This window comes from Zhongshania aquatica (assembly GCF_027257955.1).
Lineage (GTDB): Bacteria > Pseudomonadota > Gammaproteobacteria > Pseudomonadales > Spongiibacteraceae > Spongiibacter > Spongiibacter aquatica.
On record NZ_JANZNQ010000002.1, the window covers coordinates 64,248 to 80,237 of the forward strand.

General features: G+C 47.4%; 17 protein-coding genes. 3 read left to right on the forward strand and 14 right to left on the reverse strand.

Translation table 11 applies throughout. The annotated features are described in order from the left end of the window. Positions 1–23 precede the first annotated feature (23 nt). Positions 24–1,337: an OmpA family protein gene (locus O9X78_RS02245; protein WP_269617980.1), complete on the forward strand. Its 1,314-nt coding sequence runs from the start codon at positions 24–26 to the stop codon at positions 1,335–1,337. A gap of 87 nt (positions 1,338–1,424) precedes the next feature. On the opposite strand, the gene dinB is transcribed toward O9X78_RS02245, so the two are convergent. Further along, positions 1,425–2,534 (reverse strand): DNA polymerase IV, encoded by a 1,110-nt coding sequence (dinB, locus tag O9X78_RS02250; RefSeq protein WP_269617981.1) that lies wholly within the window; start codon positions 2,532–2,534, stop codon positions 1,425–1,427. 130 nt (positions 2,535–2,664) lie between these two features. On the opposite strand from dinB, the gene O9X78_RS02255 reads away from it, so the two are divergent. Continuing rightward, positions 2,665–3,066, forward strand: a complete 402-nt coding sequence (locus O9X78_RS02255) for a hypothetical protein (protein ID WP_269617982.1) — start codon at positions 2,665–2,667, stop codon at positions 3,064–3,066. A gap of 31 nt (positions 3,067–3,097) precedes the next feature. On the opposite strand, the gene O9X78_RS02260 is transcribed toward O9X78_RS02255, so the two are convergent. Next, positions 3,098–3,394 carry a DUF1244 domain-containing protein gene (locus tag O9X78_RS02260; protein ID WP_269617983.1) on the reverse strand — a complete coding sequence of 99 codons (297 nt, stop codon included), beginning with the start codon at positions 3,392–3,394 and terminating at the stop codon, positions 3,098–3,100. A gap of 124 nt (positions 3,395–3,518) precedes the next feature. On the opposite strand from O9X78_RS02260, the gene O9X78_RS02265 reads away from it, so the two are divergent. Next, positions 3,519–4,076 (forward strand): hypothetical protein, encoded by a 558-nt coding sequence (locus O9X78_RS02265; RefSeq protein WP_269617984.1) that lies wholly within the window; start codon positions 3,519–3,521, stop codon positions 4,074–4,076. Positions 4,077–4,135: 59 nt separating this feature from the next. Here O9X78_RS02265 and O9X78_RS02270 read toward each other — a convergent pair whose 3' ends face one another. From O9X78_RS02270 to ndk, 12 genes are all read right to left on the reverse strand, one after another. Beyond that, positions 4,136–5,266, reverse strand: a complete 1,131-nt coding sequence (locus tag O9X78_RS02270; RefSeq protein WP_269617985.1) for a helix-turn-helix transcriptional regulator — start codon at positions 5,264–5,266, stop codon at positions 4,136–4,138. Between the two features lie 85 nt (positions 5,267–5,351). After that, positions 5,352–6,140 carry an SDR family oxidoreductase gene (locus O9X78_RS02275; RefSeq protein WP_269617986.1) on the reverse strand — a complete coding sequence of 263 codons (789 nt, stop codon included), beginning with the start codon at positions 6,138–6,140 and terminating at the stop codon, positions 5,352–5,354. Between the two features lie 185 nt (positions 6,141–6,325). Then, complete coding sequence (locus O9X78_RS02280) at positions 6,326–6,727, reverse strand: group III truncated hemoglobin (protein WP_269617987.1); 402 nt, start codon at positions 6,725–6,727, stop codon at positions 6,326–6,328. Between the two features lie 81 nt (positions 6,728–6,808). Beyond that, positions 6,809–8,218, reverse strand: coding sequence for a ribosome biogenesis GTPase Der (gene der, locus O9X78_RS02285; RefSeq protein WP_269617988.1), 1,410 nt, complete (start codon positions 8,216–8,218; stop codon positions 6,809–6,811). A gap of 51 nt (positions 8,219–8,269) precedes the next feature. Further along, complete coding sequence (gene bamB, locus O9X78_RS02290; RefSeq protein WP_269617989.1) at positions 8,270–9,421, reverse strand: outer membrane protein assembly factor BamB; 1,152 nt, start codon at positions 9,419–9,421, stop codon at positions 8,270–8,272. Next, complete coding sequence (locus O9X78_RS02295) at positions 9,421–10,098, reverse strand: YfgM family protein (RefSeq protein ID WP_269617990.1); 678 nt, start codon at positions 10,096–10,098, stop codon at positions 9,421–9,423. The genes bamB and O9X78_RS02295 overlap by 1 nt, the downstream gene beginning before the upstream one ends. 31 nt (positions 10,099–10,129) lie before the next feature. Then, on the reverse strand, positions 10,130–11,407 hold the full coding sequence (gene hisS / locus O9X78_RS02300) for a histidine--tRNA ligase (RefSeq protein ID WP_269617991.1): 1,278 nt from the start codon (positions 11,405–11,407) through the stop codon (positions 10,130–10,132). Positions 11,408–11,456: 49 nt separating this feature from the next. Further along, a complete protein-coding gene (ispG, locus tag O9X78_RS02305; protein WP_269617992.1) occupies positions 11,457–12,569 on the reverse strand; it encodes a flavodoxin-dependent (E)-4-hydroxy-3-methylbut-2-enyl-diphosphate synthase in 1,113 nt (370 codons plus the stop codon). Beyond that, the gene (locus tag O9X78_RS02310; RefSeq protein ID WP_269617993.1) at positions 12,566–13,345 is read right to left on the reverse strand and encodes a helix-turn-helix domain-containing protein; all 780 of its coding nucleotides are present in this window, start codon (positions 13,343–13,345) and stop codon (positions 12,566–12,568) included. The genes ispG and O9X78_RS02310 overlap by 4 nt, the downstream gene beginning before the upstream one ends. 9 nt (positions 13,346–13,354) lie before the next feature. After that, entirely contained in the window at positions 13,355–14,167 is an 813-nt protein-coding gene (pilW, locus tag O9X78_RS02315; protein WP_269617994.1) for a type IV pilus biogenesis/stability protein PilW, read from the reverse strand. Between the two features lie 19 nt (positions 14,168–14,186). Continuing rightward, a complete protein-coding gene (gene rlmN, locus O9X78_RS02320; RefSeq protein ID WP_269617995.1) occupies positions 14,187–15,332 on the reverse strand; it encodes a dual-specificity RNA methyltransferase RlmN in 1,146 nt (381 codons plus the stop codon). Between the two features lie 30 nt (positions 15,333–15,362). After that, positions 15,363–15,791 (reverse strand): nucleoside-diphosphate kinase, encoded by a 429-nt coding sequence (gene ndk / locus O9X78_RS02325; RefSeq protein ID WP_269617996.1) that lies wholly within the window; start codon positions 15,789–15,791, stop codon positions 15,363–15,365. Positions 15,792–15,990 lie beyond the last annotated feature (199 nt).

Consider the following 15,990-nt stretch of genomic DNA (forward strand, 5'->3'; position numbering starts at 1 on the left):
CTTGAAATATGGAGATTATATTAATGAGTCAAATGCGTAATATAACGCTTGCTCTCGCTGTCGGGTGCAGCGTTTTTTCTGCTTTCGCAGCAGATGACGAGGAAACGGTTATTGATAGCCGCTGGCGCATACACGGTATGATTGGTACTACCGTCGCCGATCAAAGCGACTTCGATTCCGGCAATGAAGGCAAGTTCGGTATCGGTAAGCCCATCAGTTCCTATGTCATGCTCGACACTCACATTAATTACGGCGAGTTTAAAAACTCCAAAAATGACACCTATAGTCGTACCGCCGGTGGTCTAGACTTTTTATACTTCCCACGCGGCGCATTCATGCTTGATGCCGATCCGGTTCAACCTTATTTAGGTATCGGCTTGACTTACCATGAAGTCGAGTATGAAGCTCCCGGAATCACAGCGAGCCAATCCGACTATGGCAGTGACGCCATCATCGGTTTCACCTATGAGTTAGATACTGTCGCAATTCGTGGTGAAGCTCGCTACCAATTAGATTCTATTAAGCGTCAAGCCCCCTTATTTCCAGACGACGACAACTTTTATACCTATGCATTCTTAATTGGTATTTCAGTACCGTTTGGGGACAAACCATTACCGTATAACTATGACTCAGACGGTGACGGCGTACCTGATCGACTGGACAAATGCCCGAATACGCCCCGTGGCACCCCCGTTGATTCTACCGGTTGCCCTCTCGATAGCGATGGCGATGGCATACCTAACTTCCGTGACCAATGCCCCAATACACCTCCGGGCGCACGGGTTAACGTGAATGGCTGCTCAATTGATGACGACGGCGATGGCGTTCCTAACGACATTGACCAATGTCCAAATACACCACGTGGTGTGCCCGTAAATGCTCAAGGTTGCCCACTGGATAGCGATGGCGATGGCGTACCAGACAAGATCGACCAATGTCCTGGCACCCTTCCCGGCCTGAAAGTGAATTCACGTGGCTGCGTTATTTCGCAAACCGTTGAATTAACTGGTGTGCATTTCGAGTTCAATAAATCGCGCTTAATGCTGGATTCTCAAACTATTCTCAATAAGGTAGCAGAATCACTAGCAAACGAGCCTGACGTCAGCATCATAATTATGGGCCACACCGACTCGGTCGGCAGTGACTCCTATAATCAGACACTGTCACAAGAACGTGCGCAATCGGTGGTTAACTACCTGACGACCAAAGGCATCGCGTCTGGACGTCAAAAAGCCAAAGGTTACGGCGAAAGCAAGCCCGTTGCCGACAACAATACTGATGAAGGCCGTGAGCGCAATCGTCGTGTAGAGCTCCAGGTTATTAGCCCGAATAAGTAGGTCTAGTATTCTCTGAACAAGGGCGGTTTTTACCGCCCTTTTTTATTGCCTAAACTTGTATCAAAAGGCGAAGCACGCGCCATGGAATCAGCCTATATCTGTAAATAAATCTAACTGATTTTTGCGATAATACTCAGCTGACTCATTAACTTGACTAAGCTCATCATTCACCTTATTTTCTCCAGCCGCAAATCTCACGCCGACACCAATCAAACGCAGAGGCGACTCTAAGCGCGGCCACGCCTCTTCTAATAATTGCGCAAAAACTGGTGCCTCTCGCATTCCCTCGTAACGTCGATCGATCGTCGTCTGGCGAAAATCAGCAGATTTCAGTTTCACAAAAACGCCGCAGATTGTCTTGTCGCCAACACGCAGGATTCTTTTCTCAAGCTCCGCCAATAAATCCGTCAACATGCTAATTGCGCCATCTACGCCAACGATATCTTTAGCAAATGTTGTTTCAACACTAAGAGATTTACGTTCTCGGTTAGACTTTACTTCGCGCTTATCAATACCACGCGCATATTCATACAACTGATGGCCAAACTTACCAAAAAGTATCAGCAGCTGATCCAATGACTGACTTCGTAAATCCGCGCAACTAAAGATATTGTGCTCGGCCATCCGCGCAGCCATCACCTTTCCCACCCCGTGAATTTTGCTCACAGGAAGGCTTAAAACGAACTCATCCACTTGTTCGGGCGTGATGACCGTTAAACCATCAGGTTTGTCCCAATCGCTTGCGACTTTGGCTAAAAATTTATTAGGTGCGACACCCGCCGATATAGTAATACCTAATTCTTCGCGAACCTGTTCTCGTATCGCCTGAGCGATACGCGTTGCACTACCTTGATAAGCATCGCAATCGCTAACATCAAGGTAAGCCTCATCTAAAGATAAAGGCTCAATACTCTCGGTGTAACGCCTAAAAATGGCGCGAATTTGCAGTGCCACTTCTCGGTACTTATCCATCCTGGGAGGAAGAACAATAAGATCCGGGCAGCGACGCAAGGCGCTAGCGGTCGGCATGGCAGAATGTATACCAAAAGCCCGTGCTTCATAGTTACATGTCGCAACGACGCCCCGTCGATCTGCTGAACCTCCCACAGCAACAGGGCGATTCTGCAAACTCGGGTCGTCACGCAACTCCACAGAGGCATAAAAACAATCGCAGTCGCAATGAATAATCTTGCGCAAATACCACCACCCAAGGAAGCAAATTAAATTACTGTATAAACAGACAGTAAAATACCAAACCCCGCTACGGAAGTCACTGCCGATTGTGCGTTATACTGTGCGACATTATCGGCAACGTGGATCGTTAAAAATGGCAATTGGTAGCTGGACACCCGAAAACGAAAAAAGCGCGCTCACAATAGATGATAAATGGTTACAACGTTGCATTGTTATTAGCGACGAAGATCGCCTCGAAGAGTTACCTGCACCGTTTACAGAGGATGAACAGCGAACCTATGGTGTTTTTATGCGTGTATCACAAGACCAGTGGCAGGCCGTTGCTACAGATCTAAGTAATGACGATATTGTGCATTTAATTCGTTTTTTCACCCGAGCAGAAAAACTCATCAGCGGCTGGGATGCAGGTAAAGAATCCCCCGCGATTTGGCTTAACAAAGTATTAAGAAGTCGTGGTGAAAAGCTTGATCGCGACATGTTGCTGTGGATTCGCAATAATACCGACAACCGCTTCATTCCAAACGGCGGACTATAATCAGCGATCAAACCTCAACGCTATAATGTAATTATTTATTCTCTTTATCCTTCGTGAAGCTGGCTAATTGTTCTGGGCTGGCTTCGACTTGAAACTTCGCTTTCCACTGTGAATACGGCATACCATAAACCCGCTCTCGCGCCGCTTCATAATCAACACCGACACCTTCCTGCTCCGCCGCAGAAACATACCATTTAGATAAACAGTTACGACAAAATCCAGCGAGATTCATCAAGTCGATATTTTGAACATCCTTGCGTTCATCCAAATGAGCGAGTAATCGGCGAAAAACGGCTGCCTCAATTGCATCTGTTTGCACTTTATCCATAATTTTCTCCTAACTTATTAAAGTTTCACTGTCCATTATCGCAAAGTTTGCTATGTTAAGACTGTTGCACGTAGTGAAGTTCGTCGATTAATGACAAAAAACACGATTACCGAGGCTCGCTGATATGACAAGCAAAAAAATAGATCCTGTCGCACTGATACGTAAAGAAATAGAATCCCTTGAATCCAAGGTAGAAAAATTACGTGATCGCTTAATGGCAGATGCACATAAAGCAATAGAAAAAGCAAAAGCACAAGCAGAACGCGCACGAGATAAACTAAAAGCCGAACAAGCAAAACTCGGTGAATTACAGAAAAAAGCGAAAGCAAACATGGACAGCCGCGTGCAAAAGCAAATGGATCGCGCCCATTCTGCTGTCGATGCCGCCAAAGAATTAGAGCTAGATGCCAAGGCCGTCATGATTATGGCTAAAAATCAACTTGCTGAACTCAAAGGCGACTACCAAAAAGCAAAAGCACTCGCCAAAGCAGCACAAGAGGCTGCGAAGAGCTTCGACGCCAAAGCGAAGGCCACACCAAAAGCTGCTGCGAAAAAAGCAGTGGCCAAAAAAGCGCCCGCGAAGAAAGCGGCCGTAAAAAAAGCGCCAGCAAAAGCGGCGCCTGCTAAAAAAACACCCGTGAAGAAAGCCGCCGCAAAAGCAGCAGCGCCTAAAAGCAGTTAACTCTTAAAGTAACTCTGCGTTTGGGTTGTAAAGCAGCGCGTCTGCTTTACAACTCTTCCCTAGCCCGCCAAGGTTACAACGCTATTCAAAATCAATTGAATAAGCTGCGTCTGCCGCGTGACTCCGGTTTTAGAAAACACCGCACTTAAATGGGATTTAGCGGTATTGCGAGACACCCCCAAACTTACCGCAGCTTCATCTAAACTCAAGCCATTGACCAATCTAATCGCCAGCCTCGCCTCAGCAGGTGTTAAACCAAACAACGCAATCAACACATCGCTAGGTGCCTGTCGTGGTGCCATTGGATCAGTAATAAATATCGCTACAGCCGGTGAATGCTCGCCGCTGCGATCACTTAATGGCAGTGGTCGCAGCAGTAAATTTATGCCCTGAAACTGCGCAATATCTGCGAGTCTAAATGCCCGAACACAACCAGCCATTTGTTGATGATGAGCAGTAACAACCTCAGAAAAAAGTGCGCTAAACGCCTTCTGCTCGCGAACATCCGCAAGTTGAAAACAACGTTTGCGCATGAATACACCCCGAGACGACTCTATCAAACGTGCCGCCACCGGATTACTACTTAATACATGCCCATGAGTGTCTAGAGTTACAACGCCAACCGCTAATTGACCAAAGGTATCTGCGTACAAACCACGCTCTAACTCAGATTCTTGCAGGCGAGAATGTATTTCTATGGCTTGCCGCAAATGCGGCAGCAACTGCTTGCACAGGGATTTTTCCGCTTCGCCGAAATCACTAACACCAGCCGGTCTCGTTACGCGAAGCCGAGCAAGTAATCCATCTTTACCCCACAAATCGGCCCCTAAAATATGCATCACGTTACTTGGCTGCAAATAGCTGCGAAAGTACTCAGATTGCTCAAACTCGTCCTTAGACAAGAATTCCGCAATTGTCACAACGTCGCCGTCAGGTAAATTTACGAAGGGGTCTAAAGCAAAATAGGTGTCGTTATAGGCGTGATAAATATCGGTGGAATAAAAGACCGAATTTAACACCACACCTTTTTCATGAATATTTGGAGGCCGTAACAATAAGGTCGCAAAATTACCATCAAGTAGCTCGCTTAGCGCACCCAAAAATTGCTGCCATGGAGGTGACTCTAGCATTCCGTGATATATGGAATGGATCACCGCATCCATCTGCGGTGAAACATGTAAATCTGCCATGAGTAACCTGGGCCACTGAGAAAAACGTGACCCGATTCTAACGCCTGACTGCACCAAATTCACTATTCAATAGTGCGTTCGGTCGTTAATGGGGCAAATACTCGCCACCGTTTACGTCCAGCGCCGCTCCCGTTACTGCACAGGCGTAATCGGAGCCTAGAAATATTGCTGCCTTAGCACAATCTCCGTCATCTGGAATGTGGCCAAGAGGGATATTTTTCGACACCGCTGCAACCTGCTGCTCAACAGTCGGGCCACCAGCGTCCGCGTTCATTTGCAAATAGCCTTCTACTGCCGGCCCCCACATCCAGCCCATATACGCGGAGTTTACACGAATATTGTATGCGCCAAGCTCCAAGGCTAAGTGCGAAGTCGCGCTAGCCAGAGCCGCTTTAGATGCTCCATAGCCACCTTGGGTATGCAATGGCTTGCGCGTCACCATCGTGTTGATCATGACAATTGCGCCACCACCCTGCTTTTTCATTTGAGGGATCGTTTCCAAGGTCAGCGCCATGGTGCCGAATAGATTTACGTCCATGGCCGCGCGCCAGCTATCCAAATTTGCGGTTTCTATCGGGCCGAACTCGCCAGGATTATATGCACTGTTAAATAAGACATCGATACGACCAAAACGAGCGACGGATTGTTCGACCAGTGCAGCACATTGAGCACGATCGCTAATATCAGTTGCTACTTTCAACACTTGGGTACCTAAACCTAAAGCTAAAATTGCCGCTTCAGCATCATCTAGCTTACTGACGGTACGAGCGCACATTGCAACTGACGCGCCCTGCTTTGCCGCCTCGACCGCCAACTCCTGGCCCAGCCCTGGCCCAATACCTGAAACAATTACAACCTTACCATCTAAAAGCATAATCAGATCCTGTTATTAAATATTATAGGAAGAGTAGAGATTAGCTTAGCTGAGCTGCGTTGTTTCGGCACCACCCATACGGACGGGGTGTGTGGTCTGTTCTATTTACGAGAGAAGCAATCATGGGACAAGACCTTGCAATGTCGGATGGTTATAAATTTAAGACGACCTAGACGTGACGAAATCTAACTTCCCGCATTCAATGATTTACGCATATTCGACGCAATGGTGGCGGCAATACGTTTTGCCTGCTCGGCTTTTGGACCAGAAAAGCCAGTATTCACCGCGTTAACAAAATGCGCTAGCCATCGATCAAAATCGCTGATCGAGAGGTTCTGTTTATTATTTAGCTGGCGATGGATGTTCATGGTATGGCGGTGGTAGTTATTTTGGCCTAACAGTAGTTTTTCCCAATAGGACTGAATTCGGGGGAAGTGTTCTCGAATATCGATACCGGCAACATCGGTAAAAATAGGGGCTAATTGTTCGTCATTTAACAAATAGCCGTAAAAGGTTTCTACGAAAGCCGCTATATGTTCCGGGCTATCTAGATCTGGCTTTTGCGTAACCGGTAAATTAAAAGACATAACTGGGATAAAACATATTATTAGAGTATACGAACAACATCCGGGTCGCGGACATTGTTCATACCGATGACATTAGTGATACTACTTTTTCTTCCTAGCAGTCTTTGCTTTTGCGAACCGCATGACACGCTGTTTGCGCTCAACCTGCCGCTTTGTGAGTTCGTTCTTTTTACCTTCGAAGGGATTTTCAGAGGTTTTGAACTCAATTTTAATGGGCGTACCCATCATATTTAACTCGCGACGAAATACCTTTTCTAAATAGCGCGTATAACTACCCGGTACTTTCTCAGTCTGGTTACCATGAATAACGATGATTGGTGGGTTTTGACCACCAGGATGCGCGTAACGCAATTTAATGCGACGCCCGTTGATCATTGGCGGTGAATGGTCATGTATTGCGCCTTCTAAAATCGTAGTCAGCATACGGGTCTGTAGCTGACGAGTCGCCGATTCGTAGGCCTTTTCAACAGACTCGTAAAGATGCCCTACGCCGGTTCCATGCAGTGCCGAAATAAAGTGAATTTCAGCAAAATCGATAAACTGTAGGCGCCGGTCCAATTCTTTTTTGATATGGTCTTTTTGCTCGGCTGTAAGCCCATCCCATTTATTAATGGCGACTACGACAGCTCGGCCAGAATCCACGACTTGACCCAATAAATGCAGATCTTGATCGACAATACTTTCGCGTCCGTCCATCACCAAGATCACAACGTTGGCGTCTTCAATCGCTTTTAAAGTTTTAACAATAGAGAATTTTTCGACGGCTTCTGAAATATGCTTACGCTTGCGAATACCCGCGGTGTCAATCAAGGTATAGGCTTCGCCTTCGCGTTCATAATTTATATAAACACTGTCGCGGGTGGTGCCGGGCTGATCGAAAACAACAACACGCTCTTCACCGAGCATTCGGTTTACCAAGGTCGACTTACCCACGTTAGGACGGCCAACAATGGCGATTTTTTTACCGGTAGCCAAAGACGCTTGTTTGTCATCTTCTTCAGGTGGAAATTGCGCCAGCACGTCGTCCATTAAAGACCGCACGCCTTTTCCCTGGGTGGCGGTAAGTGGATAAATCATCGCCGCGCCGGTTTTGTAAAACTCCGCTTTTGCGACTTCCACATCTGTACCGTCTACTTTATTGGCAACAAAAAATACCGGCTTAGAACAGCTGCGAAGATGTTTTATCAAGCCCTCGTCGGCTGGCATTAAGCCCGCACGAGCATCAAGCATTAGTAGCACAGCATCGGCTTCATCAATTGCCTGCATAGACTGCTGTGCCATTGGACCGTCGATTCCCACTTCGTCGCCGTTTACACCGCCCGTGTCGATGACGATATAACGGCGTTTACCGTGATTGGCTTCTCCGTATTTACGATCACGAGTTAGCCCCGGAAAGTTAGCGACCAAGGCATCACGACTTTTAGTAAGCCGGTTGAACAGAGTTGATTTACCGACATTCGGTCGGCCTACCAAGGCGATAACAGGAACCATAATTCTACTTAACTCTGATCAGCACTGGGCCGTATAACAATATTTTTTGACTTAACGTTCTTGGAGTTTGTAAGCAACTAATTCACCGCTATTTCCGTAGACGTAGAGTAATTTACCATCGACAATCATCGGCGCGCGCAGTCCATCGCTATCTACACGCTTACGTGCAATCAAGCGTCCATCTTCCATAGACAGCATATGCAGATAACCTTCAAAGTCGCCAACCCCGATAGCACCGTCGAATGCTACCGGCTCTGTCAACTCTCTTCGAGCTAACACGGTTTGCGTCCAAAGCGCACCCTGGCCGTTGTCATCGATGGCGTTCACGCTGCCATCTGCAGTGACAACATACACATTACCCAAGTTTTCTGTTGCGCCAACGTAACTTGACATATTTTTTACCCAAATGGGCCGACCACTGCGAATATCAATAGCCATTACCTGCCCTTGATAGCCAGTAGCAACAACAGTCTGACCATCACCCATCACCAGCAAGCGACCATCAACATCGACTAAGCGCTCGATTTCCGTACTGCCCTCAGACACAGAAATACGTTGCTCCCAGATTTCAGCGCCATTATCTACGTCAAAGGCAACAACACGACCGTTGGCAAATCCGACCATCGCAATATCGCTGACTATCTTAGGTGTACTCGTGCCACGCAGTGTCAAGCGAGGTACTTGCGAGGAATAACTCCACAGTAATTTGCCATCGTCAAAATTCAAGCCCTGCACTTCACCGCTGTAGGTTTGCACGACAACAACAGAACCATTGCTCTGTGGCGCCGCCAAGACTTCACTACTAACGGGTACGCGCCACACGATGTCACCAGATATACGATCTATCGCAATCACTTCGCCATCCGACGTGCCGACGAAAAGCAAAGTGCCAGACACACCCACGCCACCCGCGATACGCAAATCGTAGGACTTTTTCCAAACCTTTTTACCGTTACTCTTATTCAGCACGGCGACTTTACCGTTTGATGATGCGATAAAGATTTCGTCACCATCAATAGCCGGCGTAATACGATGATAAGCCTCTGCTTGACCGTCACCCAAAGAGTAGGACCAAACCTCTTTTAGCTTCTTCTCTGCCTGAAAGTCCGTTAACTTAGCCGGCTCTCGACTGGTCGGATCAGACGCGCACGCTACCATCATCGCACTCACTAACACGACACCAACTGCAGAAATAAACCTCATTACTTAGCCCCTTCTACGGCAACCGCGGCTGCAGACAAGTCATTAATTTTCATATCTAGCATCGCATTATTCACCGGCGCTTCCTGCTCACGAGCTAATGATCTTGCCCGCTGATACGCAACTAAAGCAGCAGATCTATCGCCTTGTGCAAATGCAACGTCGCCTTCTAACTCTGAGGCTTCAGCCGCGTATCCGGTTTTTGCCAAGCCAGTCAAATATTTCATGGCTTTATCATAATCTTGCTGTGAATAGTAAACCTGCGCCAAACGCATCTCTGCCTGCGCTTTAATTTGTTCACTCGGACGCTGCGCCAAAACCCACTCTAACTCAGTGATCGCGGCGGCGTAATCGTCTGCTTTAACCGCATATTTTGCTTTGTACAATGCAGCAAACTGGCCATAGCTGAGTCCAGCAAACTTGTCTTTAAGCGTATCGGCTAAATGTTGCGCAGTGCCCACACTGCTGCCGTCTCGTTCGACCGCTGCGTCAGCAATTAATAAATTATCGAAAATAGCGGATGCCTCGCCAGCTTGATCTTGCTGATGGCCCTGCCAGCCTTTCCAACCGAATACGATCGCTAACGCTAGCGCGATACCAAACACGGTCGACTTGCCATTTTCTTGCCACCATCTTTTGATGGCTTCGATTTGTTCTTCTTCTGTGCGATACGTTTCCACTAAACTTCCTCTCCGACTTATCCGGTCGCTCTTAAAAATGATTGTTAGAAATAGTATTTACCAATTCGGTCAAAGCCACTAACTGTTGTTCGCCTTGGCCCTCACGTAGCGGTTTAACAGCAGCTTGGCCCACTTGCAATTCGTCTTCACCGAGTACAATTGCCAATGACGCGCCAGACTTGTCCGCCTTTTTAAACTGACTTTTAAAACTACCGCCCCCGCAATTAATAAGCACCCGCAACGTCGGCATGGCATCTCGTAATTGTTCGGCAATTTTAAGGGCTTCAATGTCTGCTTTTTCACCAACCGACACAATAAATACGTCGGCTTGTGGCTGATTATCCGGCGCAACATCGAGTGTTTCGAGCATCAAAACAAGGCGCTCTATACCCATCGCAAAACCAATCGCAGGCGTTGCTTTGCCGCCCAATTGCTCTACTAAGCCATCGTAACGTCCACCGGCGCATACCGTTCCCTGCGCGCCAAGCTTATCGGTTGTCCATTCAAACACTGTTAAGCCGTAGTAATCTAGACCTCGCACCAACTTTGGATTCAGCGTGTAACTTACCCCTGCGGCGTCTAATCTAGCGCACAAACCGTTAAAGTGGCTGCGCGAGATATCGTCAAGGTAGTCACTTAGTACCGGCGCAGCAACCAACAGTTCCCGAGTTTTCGGATCTTTACTGTCTAATACTCGCAATGGGTTGGTATCTAATCGGCGCTGGCTGTCTTCATCGAGCTCCTCTTTAAAAGCTGACAAATATTCCACTAGGGCCTGCCGATAGTTCGAGCGCGACTCTGAATTGCCAATACTGTTTAGCTCGAGGGTAAGCGCATCGCTAATACCCAGCTCCCGCCATAATCGCGCGGTAAGTAGAATCAACTCGGCATCAATATCAGGGCCGACCATACCGAAGGTTTCAACACCAATTTGATGAAATTGACGCAAACGACCTTTTTGAGGACGTTCATGACGAAACATCGGGCCGGTATACCACAGACGCTGGATTTGATTGTGTAGAAGACCATTCTGATCACAGGCGCGAACACAGCTTGCCGTACCTTCGGGGCGTAGTGTCAGGCTATCGCCATTCCGATCCTCGAAGGTGTACATTTCTTTTTCTACGATATCGGTCACTTCACCAATAGAGCGTTTAAAAAGCTCGGTGTGTTCAACAATTGGAAACCGAATTTCGCTGTAACCATAGCGACCGAGTACATCGCGGACGCGACTTTCTAGGTACTGCCATAAGGGCGTTTCTGTGGGCAGAATATCATTCATGCCGCGGATAGATTGAATACGTGCCAAAACTAATTCCTATCGACCAAATTATATTAAGAAGAACACCAACAACAGCTCAACTACGCGCAATAAGGTCTTTTTCCTGTTCTTGTTTAAGAGCGACCTTTTCACGAATTAATTTTTCAAGATGGTCGATCAGCACATCGTTTTTCACTTTATGATCAGGCTTGCCGCCCACATACACTAAATTATTGGGCGTACCACCGGTTAAACCAATTTCAGCCTCTTTCGCCTCACCGGGCCCATTTACGATGCAGCCAATGACAGCGACATCCAATGGCGTTGTCACGTCGTCTAGACGTGACTCCAATTCATTCATTGTGCTTATCACGTCAAAGTTCTGCCGAGAGCAACTTGGGCAAGCAATAAAATTAATACCCTTGGTACGCAGCTTGAGACTTTTTAAGATCTCGTAGCCAACCTTCACTTCTTCTACCGGATCAGCCGCCAGCGATACTCGAATAGTGTCACCAATGCCATCCATCAACAGCAAGCCTAGACCCACCGCCGATTTCACCGTACCACCGCGCAAACCACCCGCTTCTGTAATACCTAAATGTAAAGGTTGTTCGATTTGGCTCGCAATTTGACGATAAGCCGCCACCGCCATAAAAACATCGGAAGCCTTCACGCTTAATTTAAAATCTTGGAAATCGAGTTTATCGAGAATATCAATATGGCGCATCGCTGACTCAACCAACGCTTCTGGAGTTGGCTCGCCGTATTTGCGCTGTAATTCTTTCTCTAAAGAACCGGCATTTACGCCAATTCGAATCGGAACATTGTGAAATTTGGCGGCATCAATGACCTCACGCACTTTTATTTCACGACCGATATTACCTGGATTTATCCGTAAACAATCGACGCCATATTCCAGCACCTTCAACGCAATTTTGTGATCAAAATGAATATCTGCAACAAGGGGAACTGACACTTGTTTACGAATTTCCCGGAAAGCTTCCGCAGCTTCCATACTAGGTACAGAAACCCTAACAATGTCAGCACACGCGGCTTCCAAACGCCGTATTTGAGCAACCGTTGCTGCTACGTCGCAGGTTTCGGTATTCGTCATACTTTGCACGGATATCGGCGCATCACCACCAACTGCAACATGACCGATATGAATCTGCCGAGACACTCGACGTTTTATCGGGGATGCCATTTTCATAATTCACCTACTTGTACACGCACCGCATTGCTACTTGCTGAATCTTTCAATTCAACCAACTGTTCATTGTAATACATACTGACAACAGGCCAGTACGCTGCAGTGACCGTAACCGGCCCCAGCACTTTGAGCTCTAAGGCATCGCCCTTACGCTGTACTCCGCTTACCGCGACGTTGTTGTGCGCGTCTCGCAACTCTAGCCATACATCCTCGCCGAACATAAAGCTAAGTTCCGCGGGGGCAATATTCTCAGGCAACGTCACAGGGTCTTCTTTTATCTGCCCACCCGATAATAATGTTTCGCCGAGTGAGGGAACTGTCCGCAGCGACAGAAGCGGCGCAATACGTTCATCTAAGACTACAACAGAGAGCTCTTTAGTCCGACTCTCACCAAATACCCAACAAGACAACGCCCAAACAATCAATGCCGTAATTAAAGCCAGAAAAAAACCTGCATGTCCCGGCGCTTTAACCTTGCTTTGAACGTGGCTATGGCGACGTGTACTTCCCTGCTCATCGCGACGACAAATTCTGTCGCAATCATTCAGCAAGGGAACTTCATCTAGCCCCATATACCGTGCGTAGCTTTTTATATAACCACGAGCAAACAACGGTGAGTTGAAACGTGAATAATCATTCTGCTCTAACGCTTCTACATAGCTATTCAGTAAATTCAGTGCTTCGGCTGTTTCAAGCACTGACTTTCCGGCACTGATTCGCGCGTCGTAAAGCACTGATCCCGGGGGCCCGGGGTAAAGCTGTTTCGTTCCCGGCATGATAGTTTCCTAGGGTTCAACCTGCTTATTGTCTTCCATATAGGCTTTATAAAGCAGGTATTCTTCAGATTTCGAATACAAATTCTTCAGGGCCAAGGCAAAGCTCGCCCTAGAGTTTTTGTCGTCAAACTTATCCGCTAACCGTATCCCCAGCCATAACGCAGCGGCGCTTTGCGCGGTATTTTTACTACGATAAGCGTCATAAAAACGCTGCGACTCGGCATACCGGCCCATTCGAAAATACACTTCAGCCAAGGACATCAACACCGCAGCGTCGTCCCCCTGCATAAGGAAGGCGCGCTTAAACGCATCTTCAGCTTTTGAATAAGCTTCGAGCTGCATATAGCAACGCCCAAGATTAACAAACGCTTCTACGCGGCGCTCATACAATAATTCTTGTACAACCACTTCCAACTGGGTTGCCGCTTCTTGATAACGCTCTCGGGCATAAAGAAACGCCGCGTAATTATTCCGTACTCTGGACGCTTTCGGAGCAAGGGAAATGGACCGCAAATAATATTGCTCAGCCAATTCAAGCTCGCCAGTGTTCTGAAAAACCAGTGCTAAAGCTTCTAAGGTTTCTGGATTGTTTTTGTCTTCCGCCTCAACGTACTGTAAGTGCCGTTTCGCCTGATCCCAATTACCCTGCGCAATGTAACTTCGCGCTAACTGCAGCGACGTTTCAAATGCTTTCTTATCGTCAGCTTTAGACGCAAAACCACCGCTTCTTGTCGTCACACACCCAGACAACAGCAACGTCGAAAAAAGCATTACCAAAATAAGGGGTAATACATTGATGCCTTTTATTCTTAACCACGACATACAGTATGCTCCCGAAAACTTATACCAAACGAATAGGCTGTTCTAGCTCTGCCCGTTGGCGATGACGCTCACTACGTTTGGTGCGATCTTGTACTTGTCCGGCCAACTGTCCACAGGCAGCGTCAATGTCATCGCCACGCGGCGTACGCACCGTGGTGACATACCCAGCCTCTGTTAAAACCAACCAAAATCGATTAATCGCATTCTTGCTTGGTCGCCTGTAATTTGACAGCGAGAACGGATTGAAAGGTATTAAATTAATCTTGCAGGGTAAATTGCGCAGCACTTCAGCCAATTCTTTAGCATGCTCTACGCCGTCGTTCACACCCGCAATCAAAGTATATTCAATAGTAACTACCCGATGAGTGTCTTCTTGCTTGTCTAAATAACGCTGACAAGCAGCAAGCAATTCTGCAATGGGGTATTTCTTGTTAATTGGCACTAATTCGCTTCGTAGCGCGTCGTTCGGTGCGTGTAGCGAGATCGCCAAAGAAACCGTAGAGACATCACCTAGTTTATCCAGCATTGGAACGACACCGGAGGTGCTCAAGGTGACTCGACGCTTAGACAAACCATAGCCAAAATCATCTAACATTAAGCTCATGGCTTCTACAACGTTGTCGAAATTAAGCAGCGGCTCTCCCATACCCATCATGACCACATTCGTCACAATACGCTTATTGCCAGAATTAAAACCGTCGAAGGACTTAATGGCTAACCAAACCTGGCCAATAATTTCAGACGCAGTTAAATCGCGCATAAAACCTTGCTTACCTGTTGCGCAAAAACTGCAATCTAAACTGCAGCCTACCTGCGAAGAAACGCACAGTGTGCCGCGCTGACCATCGGGAATCAGTACAGTTTCGACTAGATTATTGCCACCGACTTCTACCGCCCACTTACGGGTACCGTCGGTGGAATCCAGTTGTTTAACCACATTGGGGGGACGAATTTCGGCAAGCTCCTGCAACTTTGCACGCAAGGGCTTGCCGAGATTCGTCATGTCATCAAAATTGTCGATCCCCGAGTGGTGTATCCACTTGAGGATCTGTTGGGCACGAAAAGGCTTTTCACCGATAGAGGTGAGGTAGGCTTCCATCTTCTTGCGCGACATGCCAAGCAAATTAACTTTGGTCTGCTGAACTGCCACAGTTGATGTTTCCATTATCGTGCCCTGAAATGAGCGAAAGCGCGATTAAACGCGATCACACAACTCACTGGTAGAGAAAAAGAACGCGATTTCACGCGCAGCAGACGCTTCTGAATCCGAGCCGTGTACCGCATTAGCGTCAATAGACTCTGCAAAATCCGCACGAATAGTGCCAGCAGCGGCATCTTTTGGGTTAGTCGCGCCCATCAGCTCGCGATTCTGCAGAACCGCGCCTTCGCCTTCCAGCACTTGCACAGTCACAGGGCCAGAAGTCATGAAATCAATCAGTGCAGGAAAAAACGGACGACCTTTATGCTCCGCATAAAAGCCTTCAGCCTGTTCACGGCTTAAACGCAGCATTTTTGCTGCAACAATACGCAGGCCCGCTTTTTCAAAACGGCTGTAAATTTCGCCAATGACATTTTTGCTAACCGCATCTGGCTTGGCTATTGAAAGGGTGCGTTGAACGCCCATCGGTCTTTCTCCAAAAAGTAAAACAAGAACAATTTCGAGCAATTAAATTGCCCGTCACGAAAAATCGTCGAATTATACGCGTATTAGCAGCAAATAGGTACGCGAGAGAGGGTATGACAGCGAGTTCCCGCCGGTGTTTCTAGAAAGTTTCGACAAATAATGGCTGTATACCAAACACCCCGCGCATTCTCAGTGATTA

Bases quoted from the DNA above. Each gene is read 5' to 3' on its own strand.
- O9X78_RS02245 (WP_269617980.1), top strand. From the start codon at position 24: ATGAGTCAAATGCGTAATATAACGCTTGCTCTCGCTGTCGGGTGCAGC.
- ndk (WP_269617996.1), bottom strand. From the start codon at position 15,791: ATGGGCGTTCAACGCACCCTTTCAATAGCCAAGCCAGATGCGGTTAGC.
- O9X78_RS02260 (WP_269617983.1), bottom strand. From the start codon at position 3,394: ATGGATAAAGTGCAAACAGATGCAATTGAGGCAGCCGTTTTTCGCCGA.
- rlmN (WP_269617995.1), bottom strand. From the start codon at position 15,332: ATGGAAACATCAACTGTGGCAGTTCAGCAGACCAAAGTTAATTTGCTT.
- O9X78_RS02270 (WP_269617985.1), bottom strand. From the start codon at position 5,266: ATGGCAGATTTACATGTTTCACCGCAGATGGATGCGGTGATCCATTCC.
- der (WP_269617988.1), bottom strand. From the start codon at position 8,218: ATGGTTCCTGTTATCGCCTTGGTAGGCCGACCGAATGTCGGTAAATCA.
- O9X78_RS02310 (WP_269617993.1), bottom strand. From the start codon at position 13,345: ATGCCGGGAACGAAACAGCTTTACCCCGGGCCCCCGGGATCAGTGCTT.
- O9X78_RS02275 (WP_269617986.1), bottom strand. From the start codon at position 6,140: ATGCTTTTAGATGGTAAGGTTGTAATTGTTTCAGGTATTGGGCCAGGG.
- O9X78_RS02265 (WP_269617984.1), top strand. From the start codon at position 3,519: ATGACAAGCAAAAAAATAGATCCTGTCGCACTGATACGTAAAGAAATA.
- bamB (WP_269617989.1), bottom strand. From the start codon at position 9,421: ATGAGGTTTATTTCTGCAGTTGGTGTCGTGTTAGTGAGTGCGATGATG.
- pilW (WP_269617994.1), bottom strand. From the start codon at position 14,167: ATGTCGTGGTTAAGAATAAAAGGCATCAATGTATTACCCCTTATTTTG.
- O9X78_RS02255 (WP_269617982.1), top strand. From the start codon at position 2,665: ATGGCAATTGGTAGCTGGACACCCGAAAACGAAAAAAGCGCGCTCACA.
- O9X78_RS02280 (WP_269617987.1), bottom strand. From the start codon at position 6,727: ATGTCTTTTAATTTACCGGTTACGCAAAAGCCAGATCTAGATAGCCCG.
- ispG (WP_269617992.1), bottom strand. From the start codon at position 12,569: ATGAAAATGGCATCCCCGATAAAACGTCGAGTGTCTCGGCAGATTCAT.